The organism is Rhizobium sp. 9140 (assembly GCF_900067135.1).
Taxonomy (GTDB): Bacteria; Pseudomonadota; Alphaproteobacteria; order Rhizobiales; family Rhizobiaceae; genus Ferranicluibacter.
Genome location: NZ_FJUR01000002.1, coordinates 1,029,101 through 1,050,483, shown reverse-complemented (window position 1 = coordinate 1,050,483; position 21,383 = coordinate 1,029,101). Strand labels below are relative to the sequence as shown.

At 64.0% G+C, this 21,383-nt stretch carries 19 protein-coding genes; 17 read left to right on the top strand and 2 right to left on the bottom strand.

The window, feature by feature from the left end:
* Window positions 1-107 precede the first annotated feature (107 nt).
* Window positions 108-1,508 carry a helix-turn-helix domain-containing protein gene (locus GA0004734_RS22305; RefSeq protein ID WP_092937954.1) on the top strand — a complete coding sequence of 467 codons (1,401 nt, stop codon included), beginning with the start codon at window positions 108-110 and terminating at the stop codon, window positions 1,506-1,508.
* 98 nt (window positions 1,509-1,606) lie between these two features.
* Here GA0004734_RS22305 and GA0004734_RS22300 read toward each other — a convergent pair whose 3' ends face one another.
* Window positions 1,607-2,518, bottom strand: a complete 912-nt coding sequence (locus GA0004734_RS22300) for a hypothetical protein (RefSeq protein WP_092937952.1) — start codon at window positions 2,516-2,518, stop codon at window positions 1,607-1,609.
* A 222-nt stretch (window positions 2,519-2,740) separates the two neighbouring features.
* Between GA0004734_RS22300 and GA0004734_RS22295 the strand changes: the two genes are divergently transcribed.
* The 6 genes from GA0004734_RS22295 (at window position 2,741) to GA0004734_RS22270 (ending at window position 9,929) form a co-directional block, all read left to right on the top strand.
* Window positions 2,741-3,919: an ABC transporter ATP-binding protein gene (locus GA0004734_RS22295; RefSeq protein ID WP_092937950.1), complete on the top strand. Its 1,179-nt coding sequence runs from the start codon at window positions 2,741-2,743 to the stop codon at window positions 3,917-3,919.
* Between the two features lie 17 nt (window positions 3,920-3,936).
* Window positions 3,937-4,845, top strand: coding sequence for a carbohydrate ABC transporter permease (locus tag GA0004734_RS22290; RefSeq protein ID WP_348626117.1), 909 nt, complete (start codon window positions 3,937-3,939; stop codon window positions 4,843-4,845).
* Complete coding sequence (locus GA0004734_RS22285; protein ID WP_092937946.1) at window positions 4,845-5,666, top strand: carbohydrate ABC transporter permease; 822 nt, start codon at window positions 4,845-4,847, stop codon at window positions 5,664-5,666. The genes GA0004734_RS22290 and GA0004734_RS22285 overlap by 1 nt, the downstream gene beginning before the upstream one ends.
* Window positions 5,667-5,742: 76 nt before the next feature.
* Complete coding sequence (locus GA0004734_RS22280) at window positions 5,743-7,038, top strand: ABC transporter substrate-binding protein (protein ID WP_092937944.1); 1,296 nt, start codon at window positions 5,743-5,745, stop codon at window positions 7,036-7,038.
* Between the two features lie 85 nt (window positions 7,039-7,123).
* Window positions 7,124-7,924, top strand: a complete 801-nt coding sequence (locus tag GA0004734_RS22275; protein WP_092937942.1) for a phosphodiesterase — start codon at window positions 7,124-7,126, stop codon at window positions 7,922-7,924.
* 139 nt (window positions 7,925-8,063) lie between these two features.
* Entirely contained in the window at window positions 8,064-9,929 is a 1,866-nt protein-coding gene (locus GA0004734_RS22270) for a bifunctional diguanylate cyclase/phosphodiesterase (RefSeq protein WP_245292583.1), read from the top strand.
* Here the strand turns inward: GA0004734_RS22270 and GA0004734_RS22265 are convergent.
* Complete coding sequence (locus GA0004734_RS22265) at window positions 9,875-10,549, bottom strand: GntR family transcriptional regulator (RefSeq protein ID WP_175386622.1); 675 nt, start codon at window positions 10,547-10,549, stop codon at window positions 9,875-9,877. The genes GA0004734_RS22270 and GA0004734_RS22265 overlap by 55 nt on opposite strands.
* Window positions 10,550-10,875: 326 nt before the next feature.
* On the opposite strand from GA0004734_RS22265, the gene GA0004734_RS22260 reads away from it, so the two are divergent.
* Genes GA0004734_RS22260 through atzF form a run of 10 tightly spaced genes read left to right on the top strand, consistent with a single transcriptional unit; the run spans window position 10,876 to window position 21,341 of the window.
* Window positions 10,876-12,003, top strand: a complete 1,128-nt coding sequence (locus GA0004734_RS22260) for a BMP family ABC transporter substrate-binding protein (RefSeq protein WP_092938312.1) — start codon at window positions 10,876-10,878, stop codon at window positions 12,001-12,003.
* Between the two features lie 44 nt (window positions 12,004-12,047).
* Complete coding sequence (locus GA0004734_RS22255) at window positions 12,048-13,181, top strand: ABC transporter permease (protein WP_092937938.1); 1,134 nt, start codon at window positions 12,048-12,050, stop codon at window positions 13,179-13,181.
* Window positions 13,178-14,104, top strand: a complete 927-nt coding sequence (locus GA0004734_RS22250) for an ABC transporter permease (protein ID WP_092937936.1) — start codon at window positions 13,178-13,180, stop codon at window positions 14,102-14,104. The genes GA0004734_RS22255 and GA0004734_RS22250 overlap by 4 nt, the downstream gene beginning before the upstream one ends.
* 12 nt (window positions 14,105-14,116) lie before the next feature.
* Window positions 14,117-15,133, top strand: a complete 1,017-nt coding sequence (locus tag GA0004734_RS22245; protein WP_092937934.1) for a formamidase — start codon at window positions 14,117-14,119, stop codon at window positions 15,131-15,133.
* 11 nt (window positions 15,134-15,144) lie between these two features.
* Window positions 15,145-15,846, top strand: a complete 702-nt coding sequence (locus tag GA0004734_RS22240; RefSeq protein ID WP_092937932.1) for a biuret amidohydrolase — start codon at window positions 15,145-15,147, stop codon at window positions 15,844-15,846.
* Window positions 15,847-15,866: 20 nt separating this feature from the next.
* Window positions 15,867-16,946, top strand: coding sequence for a cyanuric acid amidohydrolase (locus tag GA0004734_RS22235; RefSeq protein WP_092938310.1), 1,080 nt, complete (start codon window positions 15,867-15,869; stop codon window positions 16,944-16,946).
* Window position 16,947: 1 nt separating this feature from the next.
* Window positions 16,948-18,498, top strand: coding sequence for an ABC transporter ATP-binding protein (locus GA0004734_RS22230; RefSeq protein WP_092937930.1), 1,551 nt, complete (start codon window positions 16,948-16,950; stop codon window positions 18,496-18,498).
* Complete coding sequence (locus GA0004734_RS22225; protein WP_092937928.1) at window positions 18,498-19,166, top strand: cysteine hydrolase family protein; 669 nt, start codon at window positions 18,498-18,500, stop codon at window positions 19,164-19,166. The genes GA0004734_RS22230 and GA0004734_RS22225 overlap by 1 nt, the downstream gene beginning before the upstream one ends.
* The gene (locus GA0004734_RS22220; RefSeq protein WP_092937926.1) at window positions 19,159-19,512 is read left to right on the top strand and encodes a cupin domain-containing protein; all 354 of its coding nucleotides are present in this window, start codon (window positions 19,159-19,161) and stop codon (window positions 19,510-19,512) included. The genes GA0004734_RS22225 and GA0004734_RS22220 overlap by 8 nt, the downstream gene beginning before the upstream one ends.
* A complete protein-coding gene (atzF, locus tag GA0004734_RS22215; RefSeq protein ID WP_092937924.1) occupies window positions 19,509-21,341 on the top strand; it encodes an allophanate hydrolase in 1,833 nt (610 codons plus the stop codon). Before GA0004734_RS22220 ends, atzF begins: the two co-directional genes overlap by 4 nt.
* Window positions 21,342-21,383: the final 42 nt, after the last annotated feature.

Below are 21,383 nucleotides of genomic sequence, written 5' to 3'. Positions count from 1 at the left end.
GATGAACCCTTGATAGGCCGGGTTTTGCAGGCGCGTCAGAGGCTTCGGTGTGCACTTGTCAAACCTTACAAATTTTGCTTGTAATGTTGTAAGGATGGAGAAGTGTCATGTCGGACAAGCAGGGTGTCTATGTCGGCGCGCGCCTCAGACGGCTGCGGCGCAATCTTGGCCTGACCCAGTCGGACATGGCCGCGGACCTTGAGATCTCGGCGTCCTACATCGCCCTGATGGAGCGCAATCACCGCCCGGTGACGGCGGAAGTCCTGCTGCGGCTGGCGCGGTCCTACAAGATCGATATGGCGGATCTCGCCGGTGACGGCGGGGCCGATCACGCGGCACGGCTGCAGACCGTGATGAAAGACCCGATCTTCGCCGATATCGACCTTTCCACCACCGAGATCTCGGAGGTGGCAAACGGCTTTCCGGGCTTCAGCGAAGCCTTGTTGCGGCTTTACACCGCCTATCGCGAGGAGCAGCTCGCCCTTGCCGAGCGCCTGCCCGATCAGGGCACGCAAAGGCTGGGGACGGTCGATCCGGTGGCCGCCACGCGCCGCTTCCTCGCCGCCCGGCGAAACAGCTTTCCCACGCTTGACACCGTGGCCGAGAGACTGGCCGCGACCGTCAGGGACAAGGGCGGCATCGCCCAGTACCTGCTGGAACGGCATGGCCTGCGCATCCGCCGCCTTCCTTCCTCCATCATGTCGGACTCGCTGCGTCGGCACGACCTGCATCACAAGCAAATCCTGCTAGATGAATCCCTGGACATGGCGAGCCAGCAGTTTCAACTCGCCCAGCAGCTCGCCTATCTCGAATTCGGCAAGGAGATTGCGGACGCCGTTCAGGAGGGGAATTTCCAGACGGAAACGAGCGCCCGGCTCGCACGCCGGTCGCTTGCCAGCTATGGCGCGGCCGCGCTGCTGATGCCCTACAGCGCCTTTGCCAAGGCTGTAGAAACGCGGCGATATGATCTGGCGGCGCTGTCGCGACAATTCACCACCAGTTTCGAGCAGACGGCGCACCGCCTGACGACGCTGCAAAAGCCGGGGCAGGAACGCGTGCCCTTCTTCTTCATCCGCCTGGACGCCGCGGGCAACGTTTCCAAGCGGCTCGACGGCGCGCATTTTCCCTTTTCAGCGTCGGGCGGCGGCTGTCCGCTCTGGAACGTCCATCAGGTCTTCCGCATGCCGGGCGAGATCGTCACGCAATGGCTGGAGTTTCCCGACGGGCAGCGTTTCTTCTCCATCGCCCGCACGGTCAGCGCCGGCGGCGGCGCCTATGGCGTCACGCGGGTCGATCGCGCCGTCGCGCTCGTCTGCGATGCGCAGCACGCCGACCGCCTGATCTATGTCCGCCCCGACAGCGACCGCACCCCGACCCTCGTCGGCATCGCTTGCCGTCTCTGCCAGCGCGCCACCTGCACCTCGCGCGCCGAACCCCCGATCGGCCGGCAGATCCTCATCGACGATTTCCGTCGGACGGCGGCACCGTTTGGTTTCGCGGATACGTGAGGAGAGGGCTGGAGCTTCCGTCCGGGTGCGCTGCTCTTTGCACCGGCCCTCGTAGAAAGCTTGCCCGACGGAATAGCACCCGTCACCGAACGGGCGGCTTAGCGATCCACATGAAATAGCAGACCGACATGGGAATGCTTCAGCGCCAGGAGGGGGTCATTGACGACACTTCTGAATGGCAGCCAGGTCGGCTTCACTCCGAGCTTCGCTTCGATCGTGTCTATCATCGTCATCGAAAGAACTTCAGCGAAGTTAGCGAAACCCAGATGGTTGTAACTCTTGATCTCAACGCCATTCACTGCGGACCTATAGAGATTGAAAACGAAGTTGTCGAAAGTGTGCCATGTCAGGCTCAGGAGAAAGCCTTCAAAATCCCCATGAACCTCAGCCATGTAATCAAAAAATGCAGTTACATCGGAAACGGGATAAAATGGCGGACTCGAAAACCACGTATAAACCTCGGACGTCCCGTCATTTTTCAATTTCCCCTGATCTTCCACAGCGAGCAAGCCGAGAGAGGCATAGCTGATTTTTCTGTAGATACTCTCTTCAGGTCCCAGTGTCGTTCCGATGACGATATTGGATCTATACGCCGATGCCGTATGGTCGAAAATATCCGAGAAACTCGCCGTATGACTGAACATCACATCGACATCGATCAGGATAGTCTCATCAATGTGGTTACGCGCCGCCCAATGGAGCGACACGAACTTCTTGAGGTTCACGATAGCGCCATTCGCGTTTTGACGCATTGCTTGAGCAGCTCTCTCGCTGCCGATTGCAAGTCTGCAATATTCGTCCACATCAATCAGCTCGACCCACTTTGCACGAACGACGCTCAGGAGGTTGGCCGATATGAGGCGAAGCTCGTTTGCGTCGGAGCAGGCGAGAACGATTCTCGGCTGATCTTCGCCAGACGCAAACGTATCGGAGGCGAGATAGCTGTTTATGAGAGATACGATCCAGTTCATTTTCGGAGAATGGACTGGAATGATAATGGCTCTACGCATGTCGTCTCCGCTTCGTCGCACGTGCTGTCTCAGATGGTTAACGGAAGGCTTGTGAATTGGCGAGCGGGGATTTGCCGATGACCTGAACCCACAAGGCTCTTGCGAGGATGGCACGTTTGCGAAAGCGGCGGCTCCTGACGCCGACTGTCATCGATCTTTCGTCAAACGGTTGTCCGCCTGTCATCTCGAGGCCGCATACGCGCCTCGGAACAGGAGCGCATCATGTCGTCGCACGCCATCGATCTTCGCAACATCAGAAAACGGTTCGGGCCGGACGAGGTCCTCAAGGGCATCGATCTTTCCATCCGACCCGGCGAATTTCTGTCGCTGGTCGGCATGTCGGGTTGCGGCAAGTCCACTCTGCTGAGAATCATTGCGGGCCTTGAAAGTCCGGATCAGGGGGCGGTCGCCATCGGCGGCGGCGAGGTGACGAATGTCGATCCAAGCGATCGCAACCTGGCCATGGTGTTCCAGTCCTACGCGCTCTATCCGCATATGAGCGTGCGGGAAAATATAGCCACGCCGCTGCGCATGCGCCGCCTACCCCTGTCGGCGCGGCTGCCAGTGGTCGGCGGCCTGTTCGGCACGTCGAAGATCCGGAACGCCATCACGGAGGATGTCGAACGTGCAGCGGGCATGCTGCAGATCGGCCACCTCATCGATCGCAAACCGTCGCAGCTTTCGGGCGGTCAGCGGCAGCGCGTGGCGCTCGCCCGCGCCCTCGTGCGCTCGCCCGCAGCCTTCCTCATGGACGAACCGCTGTCGAACCTCGATGCCAAGCTGCGCGCCCATATGCGCCAGGAACTCGTCTCGCTGCATCGCCGCCTCGGCGCCACCTTCGTCTACGTCACCCACGACCAGATCGAGGCGCTGACCATGTCGGATCGTATCGCGCTGATGTCGGAAGGACGCATCGAGCAGCTGGGAACGCCGGACGACCTCTATCGCCAGCCGGCGACACTGACCGTCGCGCGCTTCATCGGCTCGCCGTCGATCAACCTGCTGCCGGTCGATGTCGATACGGCCGGTGAGATTTCCGCCTTCGGGCAGGCGCTCGGCCTGCGCACCGCGGGCGAGACCGGCCCGGCCACGCTCGGCCTGCGGTCGGAAGACCTCTTTCTTGCCGGCGAAGGCCGTTCCTTGAACGAAGGCCGTTCTTCGAATGACGGTCTAACCGTCACGGTTCTGCGGAGCGAGACCCATGGCGCCGATCGCTACCTGACCTGCCAGCTTCTTGCCGATCCCACGGTGCTTCTCACCGTGCGCCAGAGCGCAACGGCAAAGCCGGGAGTCGTATCGGAGGGCAACGTCCATCTCGGCTTCCATGCAGAGCGTGCGCATCTCTTCGGCGCGGACGACCTGCGCCGGCCGCTCACCGTGCGCGAGCGGGTGCTGGCATGACGGCGGTTCCGACCGATATGTCGCTGCCGGTCCAACCCGGCGTCGCCTCGTCCAGCAGCGGCGAACGGCGCATGATGCGCAACGGCCTGATGTTTTCGGCCCCGGCCGTGTTCCTGCTTCTGGCGATCTATATCCTGCCCATGCTGCTGCTCGCCATCTTCTCCGTCACGGACTATCAGCTCGGCGCCCTGTCGATCCGTTTCGTCGGGGTGGAGAACTTCACCAAGGCGTTCCGCGATACGGTCTTCCTGCGCGCGCTGTCCAACACGGTGCTTTATGCTGCTCTCGTCATTCCCTTCGGCGTGTTCCTCGCGCTGGGCGTCGCGCTCCTCGTCCACGGCACGAAGCGCAGCCGGGCCTTCTGGGAGGTCGCCTATTTCCTGCCGGTCACGGCGACGCTGGTCGCCATGGCCACCGTCTGGCAGTTCCTGCTTCACCCGTCGCTCGGGCCTGTCAACGCCGCCATCACCTGGCTCGGCTTCGAGCCGGTCAGCTTTCTGTCGAACCCGTCGCTGCTCATCCCGACCATGGCGCTCATCGGCATCTGGCAGGTGCTCGGCTTCAACATGGTGCTCTTCCTGGCCGGCCTCACCGCCATTTCGAAGGACCTTTACGAAGCGGCACGGCTCGATGGTGCCAAGAGTTCGCTCGACCGTTTCCTCACCGTGACATGGCCGATGCTCGGGCCGACGACGATGTTCGTCATCGTGACCACCTCGATATCCGCCTTCAAGGTGTTCGAGACGGTGGCCGTGCTGACAAAGGGCCGGTCCGGTTCCGAGACGCTGCTGTTCGATCTCTATCTCGAAGGCTTCGAATATTCGAACACCGGCTATGCCGCGGCCCTCACCCTGATCTTTCTTGCCATCGTGCTCGTGCTGTCCATCGGGCAGACCCTGCATCTCGACCGGAAGGTGCATTATTGATGACCGCTCTGCGCAGGCTCGCCCCGCATGCCGTTCTGGCGCTCGGCGCCGGGTTCATGCTGCTGCCGTTCTACTGGATGGTGCTGACCTCCATCCGCTCGCCGGCCGAGATCTTCGACGTCTCTCTCTGGCCGATCCCCAGGACGTTCGACGCCGTCGAGAATTATGCCCGCGCCGCCGGTCAGGTGCCGATGGCCCGGTTCATGCTGAACGGCGTCATCGTCTGCCTCGGCATTCTCGTCGTGCAGGTGCTGACGGCCGTGCCGGCAGCCTATGCGCTGGCCAAGCTGCGCTTTCCCGGCCGCCGCCTGCTGATGTCGCTGGTCATCGCGGCCCTCTGCGTGCCTATCCAGGCGCTGGCGCTGCCGCTCTTCGTGGGGTTGGCCAAGGCCGAGTTGCTCAACAGCTATTTCGCGATGATGGCGCCGTTCTTCCTGTCGGTCTTCGCCATCTTCCTCTTCCACCAGTCCTTCCGCAGCTATCCGAACGAGATCATCGAGGCCGCACGGCTCGACGGCTTTTCGGAACTGGAGATCTGCTGGCGGCTCGTCCTGCGCGGCTCGCTGCCGTCGCTCGCCGCCTTCACGGTCTTCTCCCTCGTCGCGCACTGGAACGATCTCTACTGGCCGATGATCGTCGTGTCCGACACCAACCTCGCGCCGCCGCCGCTCGGCATGCTGTTCTTCTCCGATGTGGAGACCGGCGCCAACTACGGCGCGCTGATGGCTGGCGCCACGCTCATCACCGCCCCCATGCTGGTCTGCTTCCTCCTCGTCCGGCGGCATTTCATCGCGGGCATCACCATGACCGGCGTCAAGTGACGCCGCCCGAGCCACCCCTCCCGACCCAACCCAACCTCCCAAACCTCCCGCTACCGCACGTCCTATGGAGACTTCGATGACCCTGACCCGACGCACCGCCCTCCGCGGCCTCGTCTTCGGCCTTGCCATGGCCGGCCTCAGCCCGGCCGCTTCCGCCAGCGACGAGATCACGCTGAACGTCCTCTACAACCTGCCCGGCTTCACGAAATTCCATCAGCCGCTGGCCGATGCGTTCATGAAGAACAACCCGACGATCAAGATCAATTTCCTCGCGCCCGCCGCAGGCTACAATGAAGGCCAGCAGCAGGTGCTGCGCGCGGCCGTCACCGGCAATCTTCCCGACGTTTATTTCTCCGGCTACAATCTGACGGGCGAGCTGGTGCACACGCTGGCGCCGCGCAACCAGATCACGGATCTCGGTCCCTTCATCGAGGCCGAAGGCGGCGCGGCCTTCCTCGAGAAGAACTACAGCCCGAAGATGTCGGCGCTCGGCCAGGTCGACGGCAAGCAGTACGGCCTGCCGGTCAACGCCTCCTCGCCGATCATGTATGTGAATGCCGAGCTGGTGCGCAAAGCCGGTGGCGACCCGGACAACATGCCGAAGACCTTCGAGGAGGTCATTGCGCTGGCTGCCAAGATCCACGCGCTCGACCCGAAGATCGCCGGCATGGGCTACGACATCAATGGCTGGCCGGACGACTGGCTCTGGCAGTCGCTGATCTTCCAGCAGGGCGGACACTTGGTCGATCCCGCCACCAAGACCGTTGCCTTCGACAACGAGACCGGTCTCAATGCGCTGAAGCTCGCACGCCGCTTCGTCACCGACGGCGGCCAGACGCTGCTCGACTGGGACCAGTCGCGCCAGCAGTTCGGCGCGGGCCTCACCGGCTTCATCTTCTCGACGCCCGCCCATGTGCAGACGATCGAGGGGCTGGTCGGCGACCGCTTCGAGCTGAAGACCGCGACCTTCCCGCTCGACAATGCGGAAAAGGGCGGCGTGCCGACGGGCGGCAACTCCGCCGTCATCCTGACGCAGGACAAGGCCCGGCAGGATGCCGCCTGGAAGTACCTGAAGTGGATCACCGGCCCCGAGGCGCAGAACCTCATCGTGCGCATCACCGGCTATCTGCCGACCAACAAGCTCGCGACCGGCCCGGACTATCTCGCCCCCTATTATGCCGAGCATCCGAACGTCAAGACGGCCTCGCTGCAGGCCGAACGCTCGCTGCCCTGGGCCGGTTATCCGGGCGGGGACTCGGTGCGGATCTGGCGCACCCAGCGTGATGTCATCGGCACCGTCATGCGCGGCGAGATCACGCCGGAAGAGGGCCTGAAACAGATCGTCGCCCAGACCAACGGCCTGATGAACTGATCCGGCACGCTGCCATTCCGACACGCCGACGGCTGCGGAGCCTCGTCTCCGCAGCCGTTCTTCTTCCCGACAAGGCGCTTTTCCGATGAGAATCATCCAGTTGACCGACACGCATCTGCTGCCCCCGGGCGGGTCCATCCATGGCGTCGATCCCGAAGCCCATCTGCGCGCGGCCGTCGCCGATATTCTGGACAGACAGGCGGATGCCGATCTTCTCGTCGTCACCGGCGATCTCTGCAACGACGGCGATCCCGAGGCCTATGCGCTGCTGCGCGACATCCTTGAGCCCGTCGCCTGCGACATCCGCCTGCTGCTCGGCAATCACGATGCGCGCCCGGCCTTCGCCGCCGCCTTTCCGGAGCAACCGCGCGACGGGAACGGTTTCATCCAGTCGTTCATCGACACGCCGTTCGGCCGCCTGCTCTTTCTCGACAGTCACGGGGCCGGCATCATCGGCGGCATCTACGACGAAGCCCGGCTCGCCTGGCTGGATGACGCGCTTGCCAACGCCGGCGAAAAGCCGGTCACCGTCTTCGTCCATCATCCGCCGGTCCATTCAGGGATCGCGCATTTCGAGAACATCGAGATGCATGACGACGGCCGTCTGCTGCAACGGCTCGCGGCCCACCCCGCCGGCATCCGCCACATCGTCTTCGGGCATATCCACGTGCCGCTGTCCGGTACGAGCGCAACCGGCATCGCCTATAGTTCGGGCCAGGCGTGCTCCCACAAGTTCATCACCGATATCGACGCGCCCGATCCGTTCTGGACCGCCGGCAATCCCTGCTACCGCATCATTCATATCGACGATAACGGCTTCCGCGCCTATGCGGCCGAGGTCGGCGAAACGCGGACGGCACGCGCCGGTGCCTGCGAAGGGCCGTGACGTCGGTGCTTTCCTGAAGGGCGAGACCGGCAACAGACCGAACCCGGCTCGATATCTTCATCAAACTGTCATTCTACGCAAACCAAACGTTCAGTCTCCCCTGCGATGGTCGCGAAAGTTGTCGATCTGGAGACCGCCGGTGAGTGCCCTTCTCGAAACGTTTTCGCCCCTTCATCTTGGACGTGACCAGATCGTCACCCTTTCCAAGCTTGTCATCGAGACTGCCTTGCAGCCGATCGTCGAGGCGACGACGGGGACATGCTTCGGCTACGAGTCCCTGATGCGGGGTTTCGATCGTCTCGGTTTTACCTCGCCGCTGGCGCTTCTCGACCGCGCCCATGAGAATGGAGAGCTTCTGGCGCTGGAGCACATGGTCATCAGCCGGGCGCTCGCCGCCTTCGCCGCCCTGCCGGGCTTCCAGCAGCGCACCCTCTTCATCAATTTCGATACGCGGCTGATCGGCGCGCATGACGAGGCGATCCTCAACCGGCTCGATGGACATCTCAAGCGCGTCGGCATTCCGCCCTCCAGCGTCTGCTTCGAGCTGTCCGAGCGGCACGACAACGAGACGATCGCCGAGTTCGACACTTTGCTCGACCGGTTGCGGCAGCGCGGCTTCAAGCTGGCGATCGACGATTTCGGCGCCGGTTTTAGCGGCCTGAAGCTCCTGTCCCGCGCGGCCGTCGATTACGTCAAGATCGACCGGCATTTCGTGTCGCAGATCGAAAGCCTGCCACGAAACCGGCAGCTGGTGCGGCATATCGTGACGGTGGCGCATAAGCTCGGCGCGCGCGTCATCGCCGAGGGTGTGGAGACGGAAGCGGAGTTCCATGTTTGCCGCGATCTTGGCTGCGATCTGCTGCAGGGCTATTTCGTGGCGATGCCGACCGTCTGCCATGCGGATCTGAAAGCGAGCTATCCGCACCTTGCCCAGGCCGACGACACCAAGCGACGAACGGCGTCGGCCGACAGCGTGCTCATCCGTCGGCAGGTGGAACACCTGCCGACCGTGCAGGAAAGCGCAAATCTCGACACGATCTTCGAGTTGTTCCGGACCTCACCGCAGCAGGCCTTCTTTCCCGTCCTGAACGCGAACGACGAGCCGCGCGGCGTCATCCACGAATATCATCTCAAGGAGATGATCTACCACCCCTTCGGGCGCGACCTGCTGCAAAACAAAGTCTACCAGCGACGCATCGCCAGTTTTGTCACACCGGCACCAGTTGCCGACGTCAACATGCCGGCCCATGAAATGCTCGACATCTTCGCCGGGGCGAATGGCAGTGATTGCCTGATCCTGACGGAGAACATGCGCTATGCCGGCGTCCTGTCCTCCGCCTCCCTTCTGCGCATCATCAGCGAGAAGCAGCTGAAATTCGCACGCGACCAGAACCCCTTAAGCGGCCTGCCCGGCAACCGTGCCATCCGCGATCATGTGCACGAGGCCATGCTCGACGGCGACCGGACGCGCTTCTTCTGCTACTGCGATTTCGACAACTTCAAGCCGTTCAACGACAGTTACGGCTTTCACCGTGGCGACGCCGCCATAACCCTGTTCTCCGCACTTCTGCGCCGCCACTTTATCGGCGACGGCGATTTCGTCGGGCATGTCGGCGGTGATGATTTCTTCGTCGGCCTATCGGACCTGCCGCGGGCCGCGGTGGAGGACATGCTGACGCGGATGCTCTGCGCCTTCAAGACCGGGGTGGAGGAGCTTTATTCGGAGGACGATCGCAATCGGGGCTTCATCCGGGGCTACGGTCGCTCGGGCGTCGAGCAGGCCTATCCGCTCATGCGCTGCAGCGTCGGGGTGCTCACGCTGGAGAAGGGCACGATCCTGACCGACGTCAACGCCGTCACGACCCGTGTCGCAGAGTTGAAGAGCTGCGCCAAGGCGAGCCGCACGGGGCTGGTGATGGACGGCCTGGTCTCGAGTGCGGACCCTAAACCTCAGCCACGCACCGCGGCGAAAACCGTGCTTGCATCGCTGACGATCGAGACGTGATCATAGGCTGCCTTTCCGGCAGCGGTGGCGTCGGCGCGCAGGATGGCGGTGACGATCCGGTCGTGTTCCTCATAGGATTTCGAAAGCCGGCCTGAAAGGCGGAACTGCGCGTGGCGGAACGGGGCGAGCCTTGCGCGCGTCTGCGTCGCCAGTTCCAAGAGGTGATCGTTATGGGCGCCGCGATAGAGCCGGTTGTGGAATTCGGTGTTGTAGGTGGCATAGTCCTCAGGGACACCGGCGCTGACGAGCTGCATCGAAGCGCGGTGCTCGCGTTCGAGCGAATGGCGCTCATCCGCGTCCATCCGTGTTGCAGAAAGCCGGGCGCAGATACCTTCGAGTTCGGCCATCGCCTCGAACATCGCGTGAAGATGGGCCTCCTCGACATTCTTGACGATCGCACTGCGATTCGGCTCCCGGCCGACCAGCCCCATGGCGCCGAGTTCGCGCAGGGCCTCGCGCACCGGTGTCCGTGACACCTCGAAGCGGGCCGCCAGCGACAATTCGTCCAGCCGCTCGCCGGGCACCATGATGCCGCTGACGATCATGTCGGCGATCGCGCGCACCATCTGCTCGACGGTCGTTCCGGTGCGGGTGACGGTCTTCCGTTTTGCGTGAGTCACATTCGTCTCAATGTCAGTCTCATCACTGCATACAGATTACGGGCATCTCAGAGCATGTCAATCATCTGTTTAAGATGATGAAAAGATGGGGTTTAATAGATACTCTGTCAACGACATCGGCAGCTTTGGTGCATCTGGCAGCGCTTAAAACGAAGCAATGATGGAAAAACAGGCAATTTTAATTCAAATTGCATGCACTTTTATCATTCCAGTCTGAAATACATCATGGCACCCAGTCTTTCCAATACCTTAGGAAGTGGCACGGTCATTGCATACACTTTGATGTCCAACAGCCATTGGCCCAGCGCCGCACGGGGAACATGATGATGACCAACCGCCTTTCCATGAACCGCCGACAGTTTCTCCAAACCTCCGCCGTCGGCCTTGCGGCAAGCGCCGTGCCGGGCCTGATGGGGTCAACCGCTTTTGCGCAGGAGGCGCTGACCGTCGGCTTCATCTATGTCGGCCCCAAGGATGATTACGGCTACAATCAGGCGCATGCCGAAGGTGCCGCCGTTATCAAGGCCATGCCGGGCATCACGCTTGTCGAAGAGGAGAACGTACCCGAGACCGTCGATGTCCAGAAGACGATGGAATCGATGATCAATCTCGACGGCGCCTCGCTCATCTTCCCGACGTCCTTCGGCTATTTCGACCCCCATATGCTGGCCATGGCCGCCAAATATCCCGACACGCAGTTCCGCCACTGCGGCGGCCTGTGGCAGGAGGGTAAGCATCCAGCCAATACCGGGTCGTACTTCGGCTACATCCATCAGGGCCAGTATTTGAACGGCATCGCGGCCGGACACGCGTCGAAAAGCAAGAAGATCGGCTTCGTGGCGGCCAAGCCGATCCCGCAGGTGCTGCAAAACGTCAACGCCTTCCTGCTCGGCGCCCGCTCGGTCGATCCCGCGATCACCTGCCAGGTCATCTTCACCGGCGAATGGTCGCTCGCCATCAAGGAAGCGGAAGCCACCAATGCGCTGGTCGATCAGGGCGTCGATGTCATTACCTGCCATGTCGACAGCCCGAAGGTGGTGGTCGAGACGGCGGCCGGTCGCGGCGCCTTCGTTTGCGGCTACCATGCCAACCAGAGCCCGCTTGCGCCCGAGAAGTACCTGACCGGCGCCGAATGGGCGTGGGGCAAGGTCTACACCGATTTCATCACCAAGGCCCAGGCCGGCGAGAAGCTCGGAAACTTCGTGCGCGGCGGCCTGAAGGACGGTTTCGTCAAGATGAGCCCGCTCGGCCCCGGCGTGCCGGAGGCAGGCCGCAAGGCCTTCGAGGCGGCGCATGCCGAAGCGCTGACCGGCAAGCTCTCCGTGTTCAAGGGGCCGCTGAAGGACAACAAGGGCAATGCTGTCATCCCCGCCGACAAGGCCTATGCCGAGGACGCGATCGATCTGGAAAGCATGGCCTATCTCGTCGAGGGCGTGGTCGGCTCCACCTCCTGAGATCCGCGGTACTCGGCTAACCGTTGCATGAGGGGAGACGCGTCATGTCCGTCGAAGTGAACAATCCCGCGCTGTCGCTGGAACCCGGCGGGGCTGCATCTCTCCGCCCGGCTCTCGAGTGGCTGGCGCGGCGGGCGGAGCCCGTCGTCATCGGCCTTGCGGCGATCATCACCGGTCTGGCGCTATTCTCGATCTTCATCCTCGCGATCGGCAAGTCGCCGGTCGCCCTTTTCCAGATCATGTATACCGGTGGCTTCGGCAGCTGGTTCTCCATCCAGAACAGCTTGTCGCGGGCGGCTCCCCTCCTCCTCACGGCCCTTTGTGTGGCGCTGCCGGCACGCCTCGGCCTCGTCATCATCGGCGGCGAGGGCGCGCTGGTGCTCGGCGGCGTTGCCGCGGCGGCGATCGCCACGCCGCTGACCGGCCTTCTCCCGCCCTATCCCACCCTCATCGGGATGGCGCTCGCCGCAATGGTCGTCGGGGCTTCATGGATCGGTGCCGTCGGCTTCCTCCGCCATTATCGCGGGGTCAACGAGACGATCTCGTCGCTGCTGCTCTCCTATATCGCCATTGCGCTGATGAACCAGCTGGTGGAAGGGCCGCTGCGCGATCCCGCCAGCCTCAACAAGCCGTCCACCATGACCCTGCCGGCAGACTATCGGATCGGCGCGATCCCCGGCATGGATGTCCATTGGGGCCTCGTCATCGCCATCCTCGCCTGCATCCTCTCCTATGTCCTGATCGAGGCGACGCGCTTCGGCTTTGCCGCGCGCATGGCGGGGGGAAATGTCCGCGCGGCGCAGATCCAGGGCCTGCCGGTCGGCCGGCTCATCGTCGGCTTCACCGCCATCGCCGGCAGCTTTGCGGGGCTCGCCGGCATGCTGGAGGTCGCCGCCGTGCAGGGCAGCGCAAACGCGTCGCTCGCCGCCGGCTACGGCTATACCGGCATTCTCGTTGCTTTCCTTGCCCGCCACAATCCGCTGGCCATCGTCCCCATCGCCATTCTGCTCGGCGGGCTGGAGGCCTCCGGCGGGCTGATCCAGCGGCGGATGGGGCTGCCGGACGCCACCGTCGTCGCGCTGCAAGGCACGCTCTTCATCGTCATCCTCTTCTGCGAGACCTTCTACGGCCGCTTCAAGGTCTTCAATCCTGATCTTTGGAAAGGAAGCCGCACATGAGCGAGACGGATATCGGGCTCTGGGGCGTCCCCCTCGCCATCATCGCCGGTGCCATCCGCGTCTCCACCCCCTTCATCTTCGTGTCGCTCGGCGAGGCCATCACCGAGCGGTCGGGCCGCATCAATCTCGGGCTCGAAGGCACGCTCGTCTTCGGCGCGATGACCGCCTATGCCGTCGCGGTGCTGACAGGCTCACCCTGGCTCGGCGTGCTCGCCGCCATGGCCGCGGGTTCCGTCTTTGGGCTCATCCACGGCTTCATCTGCCGCTTTCCCCGGGTCAACGACATCGCCATCGGCATCGCCATGATGCAGTTCGGGCTGGGCTTTGCCTTCTTCCTCGGCAAGCCCTTCATCCAGCCCTCGGCGCCGAAGCTGCCGTCCATTCCGCTCGGCAACTGGTCATCCTACCCGCAGGTGCAGGCGGCACTGAATATCAACGTGCTGTTCTTCATCGGCTTTCTCCTCGCGCTCTTTCTCTATTGGGCCTTCCGCAACACGCGCCCCGGCCTCATCCTGCGCGTCGTCGGCGACTCGACCGATGCCGCCCGCGCAATGGGCATCGACCCGGATCGCGTCCGCCTCCTCGCAACGGCGCTCGGGGGGGCGCTTGCGGCCGTCGGCGGCGCCTATCTCTCGCTCTACTATCCCGGCTCGTGGAACGAGGGCATCTCCTCGGGCCAGGGTCTCATGGCGGTCGCGCTCGTCATTTTCGCCCGCTGGAACCCGATCAACTGCTTCCTCGCCGCCCTCCTCTTCGGCGGCACCGGCGCGCTCGGGCCGGCGCTCCAGTCGGTGGGCGTCACGCAAGGCTACTACCTCTTCTATGCGGCGCCCTATGTGCTGACGCTCGCCATCCTCATTGCCACATCCTCGCCCAACCGCGCGCTATCCGGCGCACCGGGCGAGCTCTCCCTGACGAAATAAAGGAATTCGCGCATGAACGGTCTGGGCGGTCTCAACATATCGCAACACGGCGTCGGCATCGGTCTCGTGCAGCTGCAACTGCCGCTGACAGTTACGAAAGCGGACCTTGCGCGACAGACGCAGGTGATCGTCGATCTCGTCGCCAAGGCGCGGCGCAACCAGCCCGGCATGGATCTCGTCGTCTTCCCGGAATATGCCCTGCACGGCCTGTCCATGGACATCAACCCCGAGATCATGTGCGACCTCGACGGACCCGAGGTCGCAGCCTTCAAGGCGGCCTGCAAGGAAAACGCGATCTGGGGCTGCTTCTCGATCATGGAGCGGAACTCGGGTGGTATGCCGTATAATTCCGGCATCGTGATCGACGATCAGGGCGACCTGAAGCTCTATTACCGCAAGATGCACCCCTGGGTTCCCGTCGAGCCGTGGGAGCCGGGCGATCTCGGCATCCCCGTCATCGACGGGCCGAAGGGGGCGAAGCTCGCGCTCATCATCTGCCATGACGGCATGTTCCCGGAGATGGCGCGCGAATGCGCCTACAAGGGCGCCGAGATCATGATCCGCACCGCCGGCTATACCGCGCCGATCCGGGAGTCCTGGCGCTTTACCAACCAGTCGAACGCCTTCTGCAATCTCATGGTCACGGCCAGCGTCTGCATGTGCGGCACAGACGGCACATTCGACAGCATGGGCGAAGGCATGATCTGCAATTTCGACGGCACGATCATCGCGCACGGCACATCGGGCCGGGTCAACGAGATCATCACGGCGGAGGTGCGGCCGGATCTGGTGCGCGAGGCGCGGCTTGGCTGGGGCGTGGAAAACAACATCTACCAGCTCGGCCATCGCGGCTATGTCGCGGTTGCGGGCGGGGCGGGCGATGCGCCCTACAGCTACATGCACGACCTGATCGCCGGCACCTACCGGCTGCCCTGGGAAGACGCGGTCAAGGTGACCGACGGCACCCCTTGCGGCTTCGACAAGCCCACCCGGAAATACGGCGAAAGCACCAGACAAGCTGCGGAATAGGAGAGAAGATCATGGATGCGATGACCGAAACCGCTGGACACTACATCACCGCCGATCCCTATCCCTGGCCCTATAACGGCAAGCTGCGGCCCGACAACACCGCGCTTGTCATCATCGACATGCAGACGGATTTCTGCGGCAAGGGCGGCTATGTCGATCATATGGGCTACGATCTCGCGCTGGTTCAGGCGCCGATTGCGCCCATAGGCGCGGTGCTCACAGCGATGCGCGCCAAGGGCTACCACATCATCCACACCCGCGAGGGCCATCGCCCGGATCTTGCCGACCTGCCGGCCAACAAGCGCTGGCGGTCGCAGCGCATCGGGGCCGGTATCGGCGATGCCGGTCCCTGCGGCCGCATCCTCACGCGGGGCGAGCCCGGCTGGGATATCATTCCCGAGCTCTACCCGATCGCCGGCGAGACGATCATCGACAAGCCGGGCAAGGGCTCGTTCTGCGCCACGGATCTGGAGCTGATCCTCAACCAGAAGCGCATCGAGAACCTCATTCTTACAGGCATCACCACCGATGTCTGCGTCTCCACCACCATGCGCGAGGCGAACGATCGCGGCTTCGAATGCGTCATGCTGGAAGACTGCTGCGGCGCGACCGACTATGGCAACCACCTCGCCGCGATCAAGATGGTGAAGATGCAGGGCGGCGTCTTCGGCGCGGTCTCGAATTCGCAAGCGCTGATCGAGGCCCTGCCCTGATGGCCTCCCCGAACCGTGGCGTGCCGCGCGCGCATGTCTGGCGGGTTCCGGCAAGCGGCCCGGCCGATGTGTCGGGCGTGGAAGCGCTGTTCGCGGCGGGGCTGAAGCCGGAAACGGTCGTTGCCATTCTCGGCAAGACGGAGGGCAATGGCTGCGTCAACGATTTTACCCGCGGCTACGCCACCGCAAGCTTCGATGCACTGTTTGCGAAGCTCAACGTCGAGGCTCCCTGCCTCGTCATGTCGGGCGGCACGGAGGGCGCGCTGTCGCCGCACTGGACAGTTTTCGCCCGCGAAACAAAGACGGATACCACCGATACCTCGGGCGAGGCCGCACTCGCCATCGGCGCAGCGCGTACGCCGCATCTCCCCTTCCACCATCTCGGCCGGCGGGAACAGGTGCTTCTCGTCGCGCAAGGCGTGATGGCCGCAATGGCGGATGCCGGGATCGAAGACCCTAAGGATGTGCATTTCGTCCAGATCAAATGCCCGCTGCTGACGCTTGCCCGCGTCCGTGAGGCGGATGCTGCGGGTGAGACGGTGGCCACCCGAGACACGCTGAAATCCATGGGGCTTTCGCGCGGCGCATCCGCCCTCGGCGTCGCTGTGGCGCTCGGCGAAATCGACGCGAGCGACATCACCGACGATGTCGTCGGCGCCCGCATCGACCTCTTCTCCCGCTGCGCCTCCACGTCGGCAGGCGTCGAGCTGACCGATCACGAGATCATCGTGCTCGGCATGAGCAACACCTGGTGCGGTCCGTTCGCCATCGATCACGCCGTCATGGCGAGCGCCATCGACACGGCCCCGGTACGGGCGGCAAGAGCCCGCCTGCCGGAAACGGCACGGCTCACGGCCGTTCTCGCCAAGGCGGAACCTGACCCCTCCGGCACGGTCGGCGGACGACGGCACACCATGCTGGACGATTCCGACATTGCCGGCACCCGCCACGCCCGCGCCTTCGTCGGCGGCGTGCTGGCCGGCGTCTTCGGCATGACCGACCTCTACGTCTCCGGCGGCGCGGAACATCAGGGGCCGTCGGGCGGCGGGCCGGTTGCGATCATCGTGGAACGCGAGACCATCGGGAAAAAGGAGAGCTAGTATGCCTGTCATTCGCGATACCCCCGTTCTGCCGACCAGCACGGCCGCTGGCATCGAGACCATCGGCATGACGATGCGCTTCGGCAGCTTTACGGCGCTGGACGACGTGTCGATCCGGGTTCCCGCCGGCTCCTTCCATGCGCTGCTCGGCGAAAACGGCGCCGGCAAGTCGACGCTGGTGAAATGCATCATGGGCTTCTACCACGCGACCTCGGGTTCGCTGGTGGTCGATGGCCGCGAGGTCTCGATCGCCTCGCCCCGCGATGCCGCCGCCTTCGGGCTCGGCATGGTCTACCAGCATTTCACCCTCGTCCCCTCGCTGACCGGCGCCGAAAACCTCGTCATCAGCCGCTCGGACGTGCCGGCCGTGATCAACTGGGGACAGGAGCGCAAGGACCTTGCGCGCTTCATGGAACGCATGCCGTTCCGGATCCCGCTCGACCGGCCGGTGCGCGAGCTGGCCGCCGGCGAGAAGCAGAAGCTCGAGATCGTCAAGCAGCTCTATCTCGGCCGCTCCTTCCTGATCCTCGACGAACCGACGTCCGTGCTGACGCCGGCGGAGGCCGACGAGATGCTGGGTCTCGTGCGTGGGCTCACGGACAGCGGCGGGCTGACCGTGCTGATGATCTCCCACAAGTTCCACGAGATCACCAAGTTTGCCGATGCCGTCTCCATCCTGCGCCGCGGCAAGCTGGTCGGTGCCGGCGCGATCGGCGATCTCTCCACCGCCGACATGGCAGCCCTGATGATCGGCGATGTGAAGCTCGCCGAACTCGACAGCCGCGCGCCCGTCGATGACACGGCGGATACGGTGCTGAAGCTCTCCGGGGTGAAGGCGTCGGATCGCTCCGGGCTGAAGACCATCGAGATCGACGACCTCACGGTGCGCGCCGGCGAGATCGTCGGCATCGCCGGCATTTCCGGCAACGGGCAGAAGGAGGTGACCGAGATCCTGGCCGGCCAGCGCCCGACCTCTACCGGCACCATCGAGGTCAATGGCGCGGCCTATGGCGCGACCCGTGCGGAAACGCGCAAAAACAACGTCCGCTTCATCCCGGAAGAACCGTTGCAGAACGCCTGCGCGCCGCGGATGACGGTGAGCGAGAACCTGTCCTTCCGGACCTTCGACCTGAAGCCGGACGGTGGGCGAGCGATCTGGCTCTCCAAGGCGGGCATGAAGGTACGCGCGACAACGCTCATCTCCGACTTCAAGGTGAAGACGGCGTCCGCCTCGTCTCCCATCGCCGCGCTGTCCGGCGGCAATGTGCAGCGCGCCGTGCTGGCGCGGGAACTCACGGGCGATGTCGATCTGCTGATCGTCTCCAACCCCTGTTTCGGGCTCGATTTCTCGGCGGTCGCCGAAATCCGGGCACGCATCATGAAGGCGCGCAATGCCGGCACGGCGGTGCTGCTATTGTCGGAAGATCTGGACGAGCTTCTCGAACTCTCCGACCGCATCGTCGTCATCTCCGAAGGGAAGCTGGTCTACGAGACGGCGGCGCGCGGCGCCGATATCAGGGTGATCGGGGCGCATATGGCGGGGCATCACTGATGGCGGATATCACGGCAGAACCCTTCGCCTTCCCGGCGCGCTTTGGCGAGATGGCGCTCGTCGTCATCGACATGCAGCGCGATTTCGCCGAGCCCGGCGGCTTCGGCGCCAGCCTCGGCAACGACGTCTCCCGCATCGGCCGGATCGTGCCGGACGTGAAGCGGCTGATCGAGGGCTTTCGCGCGGCCTGCCTGCCCGTCATTCACACGATGGAGTGCCACCGGCCCGACCTGTCCGACCTGCCGCCCGCCAAGCGGGACCGTGGAAACCCGGCCCTCCGGATCGGCGACGCAGGTCCGATGGGGCGCGTTCTCATCGCTGGAGAGCCCGGCACCGCCATCCTGCCCGAACTTGCGCCTGCCGACGGCGAGATCGTGATCGAGAAGCCGGGCAAAGGCGCCTTCTACGCGACCCCGCTCGGCGAGATCCTTAAAGAAAAGGGCATCACCCAGCTGGTTTTTGCCGGTGTCACCACGGAGGTCTGCGTGCAGACGACCATGCGGGAGGCCAATGATCGCGGCTATGAATGCCTGCTCTGCGAGGAGGCGACCGAGAGCTATTTCCCCGAATTCAAGGCCGCCGCCCTCGCCATGATCCGCGCCCAGGACGCCATCGTCGGCTGGACGGCGCATATCGACGATATTCTGAAAGGACTGCCCCATGCCTGAAACCACACGCGACTTCTTGATGTCGGGCGGTTGGAAAGACCTGCCGTTCGAGGCCTTCCGGAAAGGTGTGACGATCCACTGGATCAAGCGTTTCGAAGGCGATCAGCCGGGCGTGGCGCTCCTCAAATACGAGCCCGGCGCATCCGTGCCGCGCCACCGGCATGAGGGGCTCGAAACCATCCTCGTTCTCGATGGCGTGCAGTCGGACGAGACGGGCGACTACGCGGACGGCAGCTATATTGTGAACGCCATGGGAACCGAGCACTCCGTCTGGAGCAAGCCCGGATGCGTGGTGCTGATCCAGTGGGACCGGCCCGTGACGATCCTCGAGGATGACATGGCATGACCGGACGTCCCTCCTCCGATCTTCTGGCCTCCCCCGATCTCCCGGCCTTCGACATCGCCTCCCTGTCGGGTTTCTATCGCAATGGCGGCAGCGTCAGCACCATCGTGGAGCGGGTCTTCGCCCGCATCGCGGAGGTGGATGACCCCGGCATCTTCCTGCACCTTGCGGACCGGCAGGATGTGCTGGCAGAGGCGGAGCGCCTCGGCGCCCACGATCCCGCAAAGCCGCTGTTCGGCATTCCCTTCTCGGTGAAAGACAATATCGACGTCGCGGGCATGCCGACCACAGCCGCGTGCCCGGATTATGCGTACATGCCGGAGAAAGACGCGGAGGTCGTGCGCCTCTTGCGGGAAGCCGGCGCGCTCGTCATCGGCAAGACCAATCTTGACCAGTTCGCCACCGGCCTCGTCGGCGTGCGCTCGCCCTATCCGATCCCGAAAAACGCCATCGATCCGGCGCTGGTGCCCGGTGGGTCTTCCTCGGGTTCGGCGGTGGCAACCGCGCAAGGCATCGTCGCCTTCGCGCTCGGCACGGACACGGCGGGCTCCGGCCGCATTCCCGCCGGGCTCAACAATATCGTCGGGCTGAAGCCAAGTCTCGGCGCACTCTCAACCACGGGCGTCATTCCCGCCTGCCGCACGCTCGATTGCGTCTCCATCTTCGCGCTGACGGTCGAAGATGCCTGGACCGTGTTCTCCGTCGCGGCCCGGCCGGACCCTGCGGACGCCTATTCCCGTGCTTTGCCGAAGGGATCTCGTGTCGCCCCGCCCGTGCTGACCATCGGCGTTCCCGCCGGCGCCGACCTCCAATTCTTCGGCGATGCAGCGATGGAGGCGGCCTATGCGCAAGCGCTGGCAACGCTGCGAGAGCTCGGCCACCGCCTGGTCGAAATTCCCTTCGGCCCCTTTTACGACGTGGCCAACCTGCTCTACGAAGGCGCCTGGGTCGCCGAACGCTATGCCGCGGTGAAGAACTTCTTCGACACGCGGGAAGATGCGTTTCACGCCGTCACGCGCAAGATCTACGGCGGCGCCAAGGCACTGTCGGCGGCCGATGCCTTCGACGGGCTCTATGCGCTTCAGGCGCTGAAGAAGAGGCTTGCGCCGGTCATCGCCTCGGTGGATCTCTTCTGCGTGCCGACGGCCCCGCGCCATTACACGGTCGCCGAGCTCGAAGCCGAGCCGATCCGGGAGAATTCCCGGCTCGGAACCTATACGAACTTCGTCAACCTGCTCAACATGTGCGGCATCGCAGTGCCCACCGGTACCCGGCAGGACGGCCTGCCCGCCAGCGTCACCCTGCTTGCGCCGGCAGGCAAGGATGGCCTCGTCGCAACGCTCGCGCAAACGCTTCACGCCGTGAGCGGCCTGACGCTCGGCGCCACCGGCTGGCCTCAACCTGCAAACGTCGCGCCTGAACCGGACACGTCCGCGGAAGGCCTGATCGACCTCGTCGTGGTCGGCGCGCATCTCTCCGGCATGCCGCTCAACCACCAGCTCGATGATCTGAAAGCGCAATTCTCCCGCACCGCGTGGACCTCCTCGGATTACCGGCTCTACGCCCTTGCCGGCACGGTGCCACCGAAGCCGGGCATGATCCGGGTTGCGGATGGAGAAGGAACGCAGATCGAGGTCGAGATCTGGCGTCTGACACCGTCGGCCTTCGGCAGCTTCGTCGCCGCCATTCCCGCGCCGCTCGGCATCGGCACGATTGCCCTTTCCGATGGCACGTCGGCCAAGGGCTTTCTTTGCGAGCCGGTCGCGATCGCGGCCGGCGCTGCGGATATCAGCGCCTTTGGGGGATGGCGCGCCTATTGCGCGAAGGCGTGACATTCCCTGCGGAGCCCACCATTTGAGCCCAAGGACGTTGAT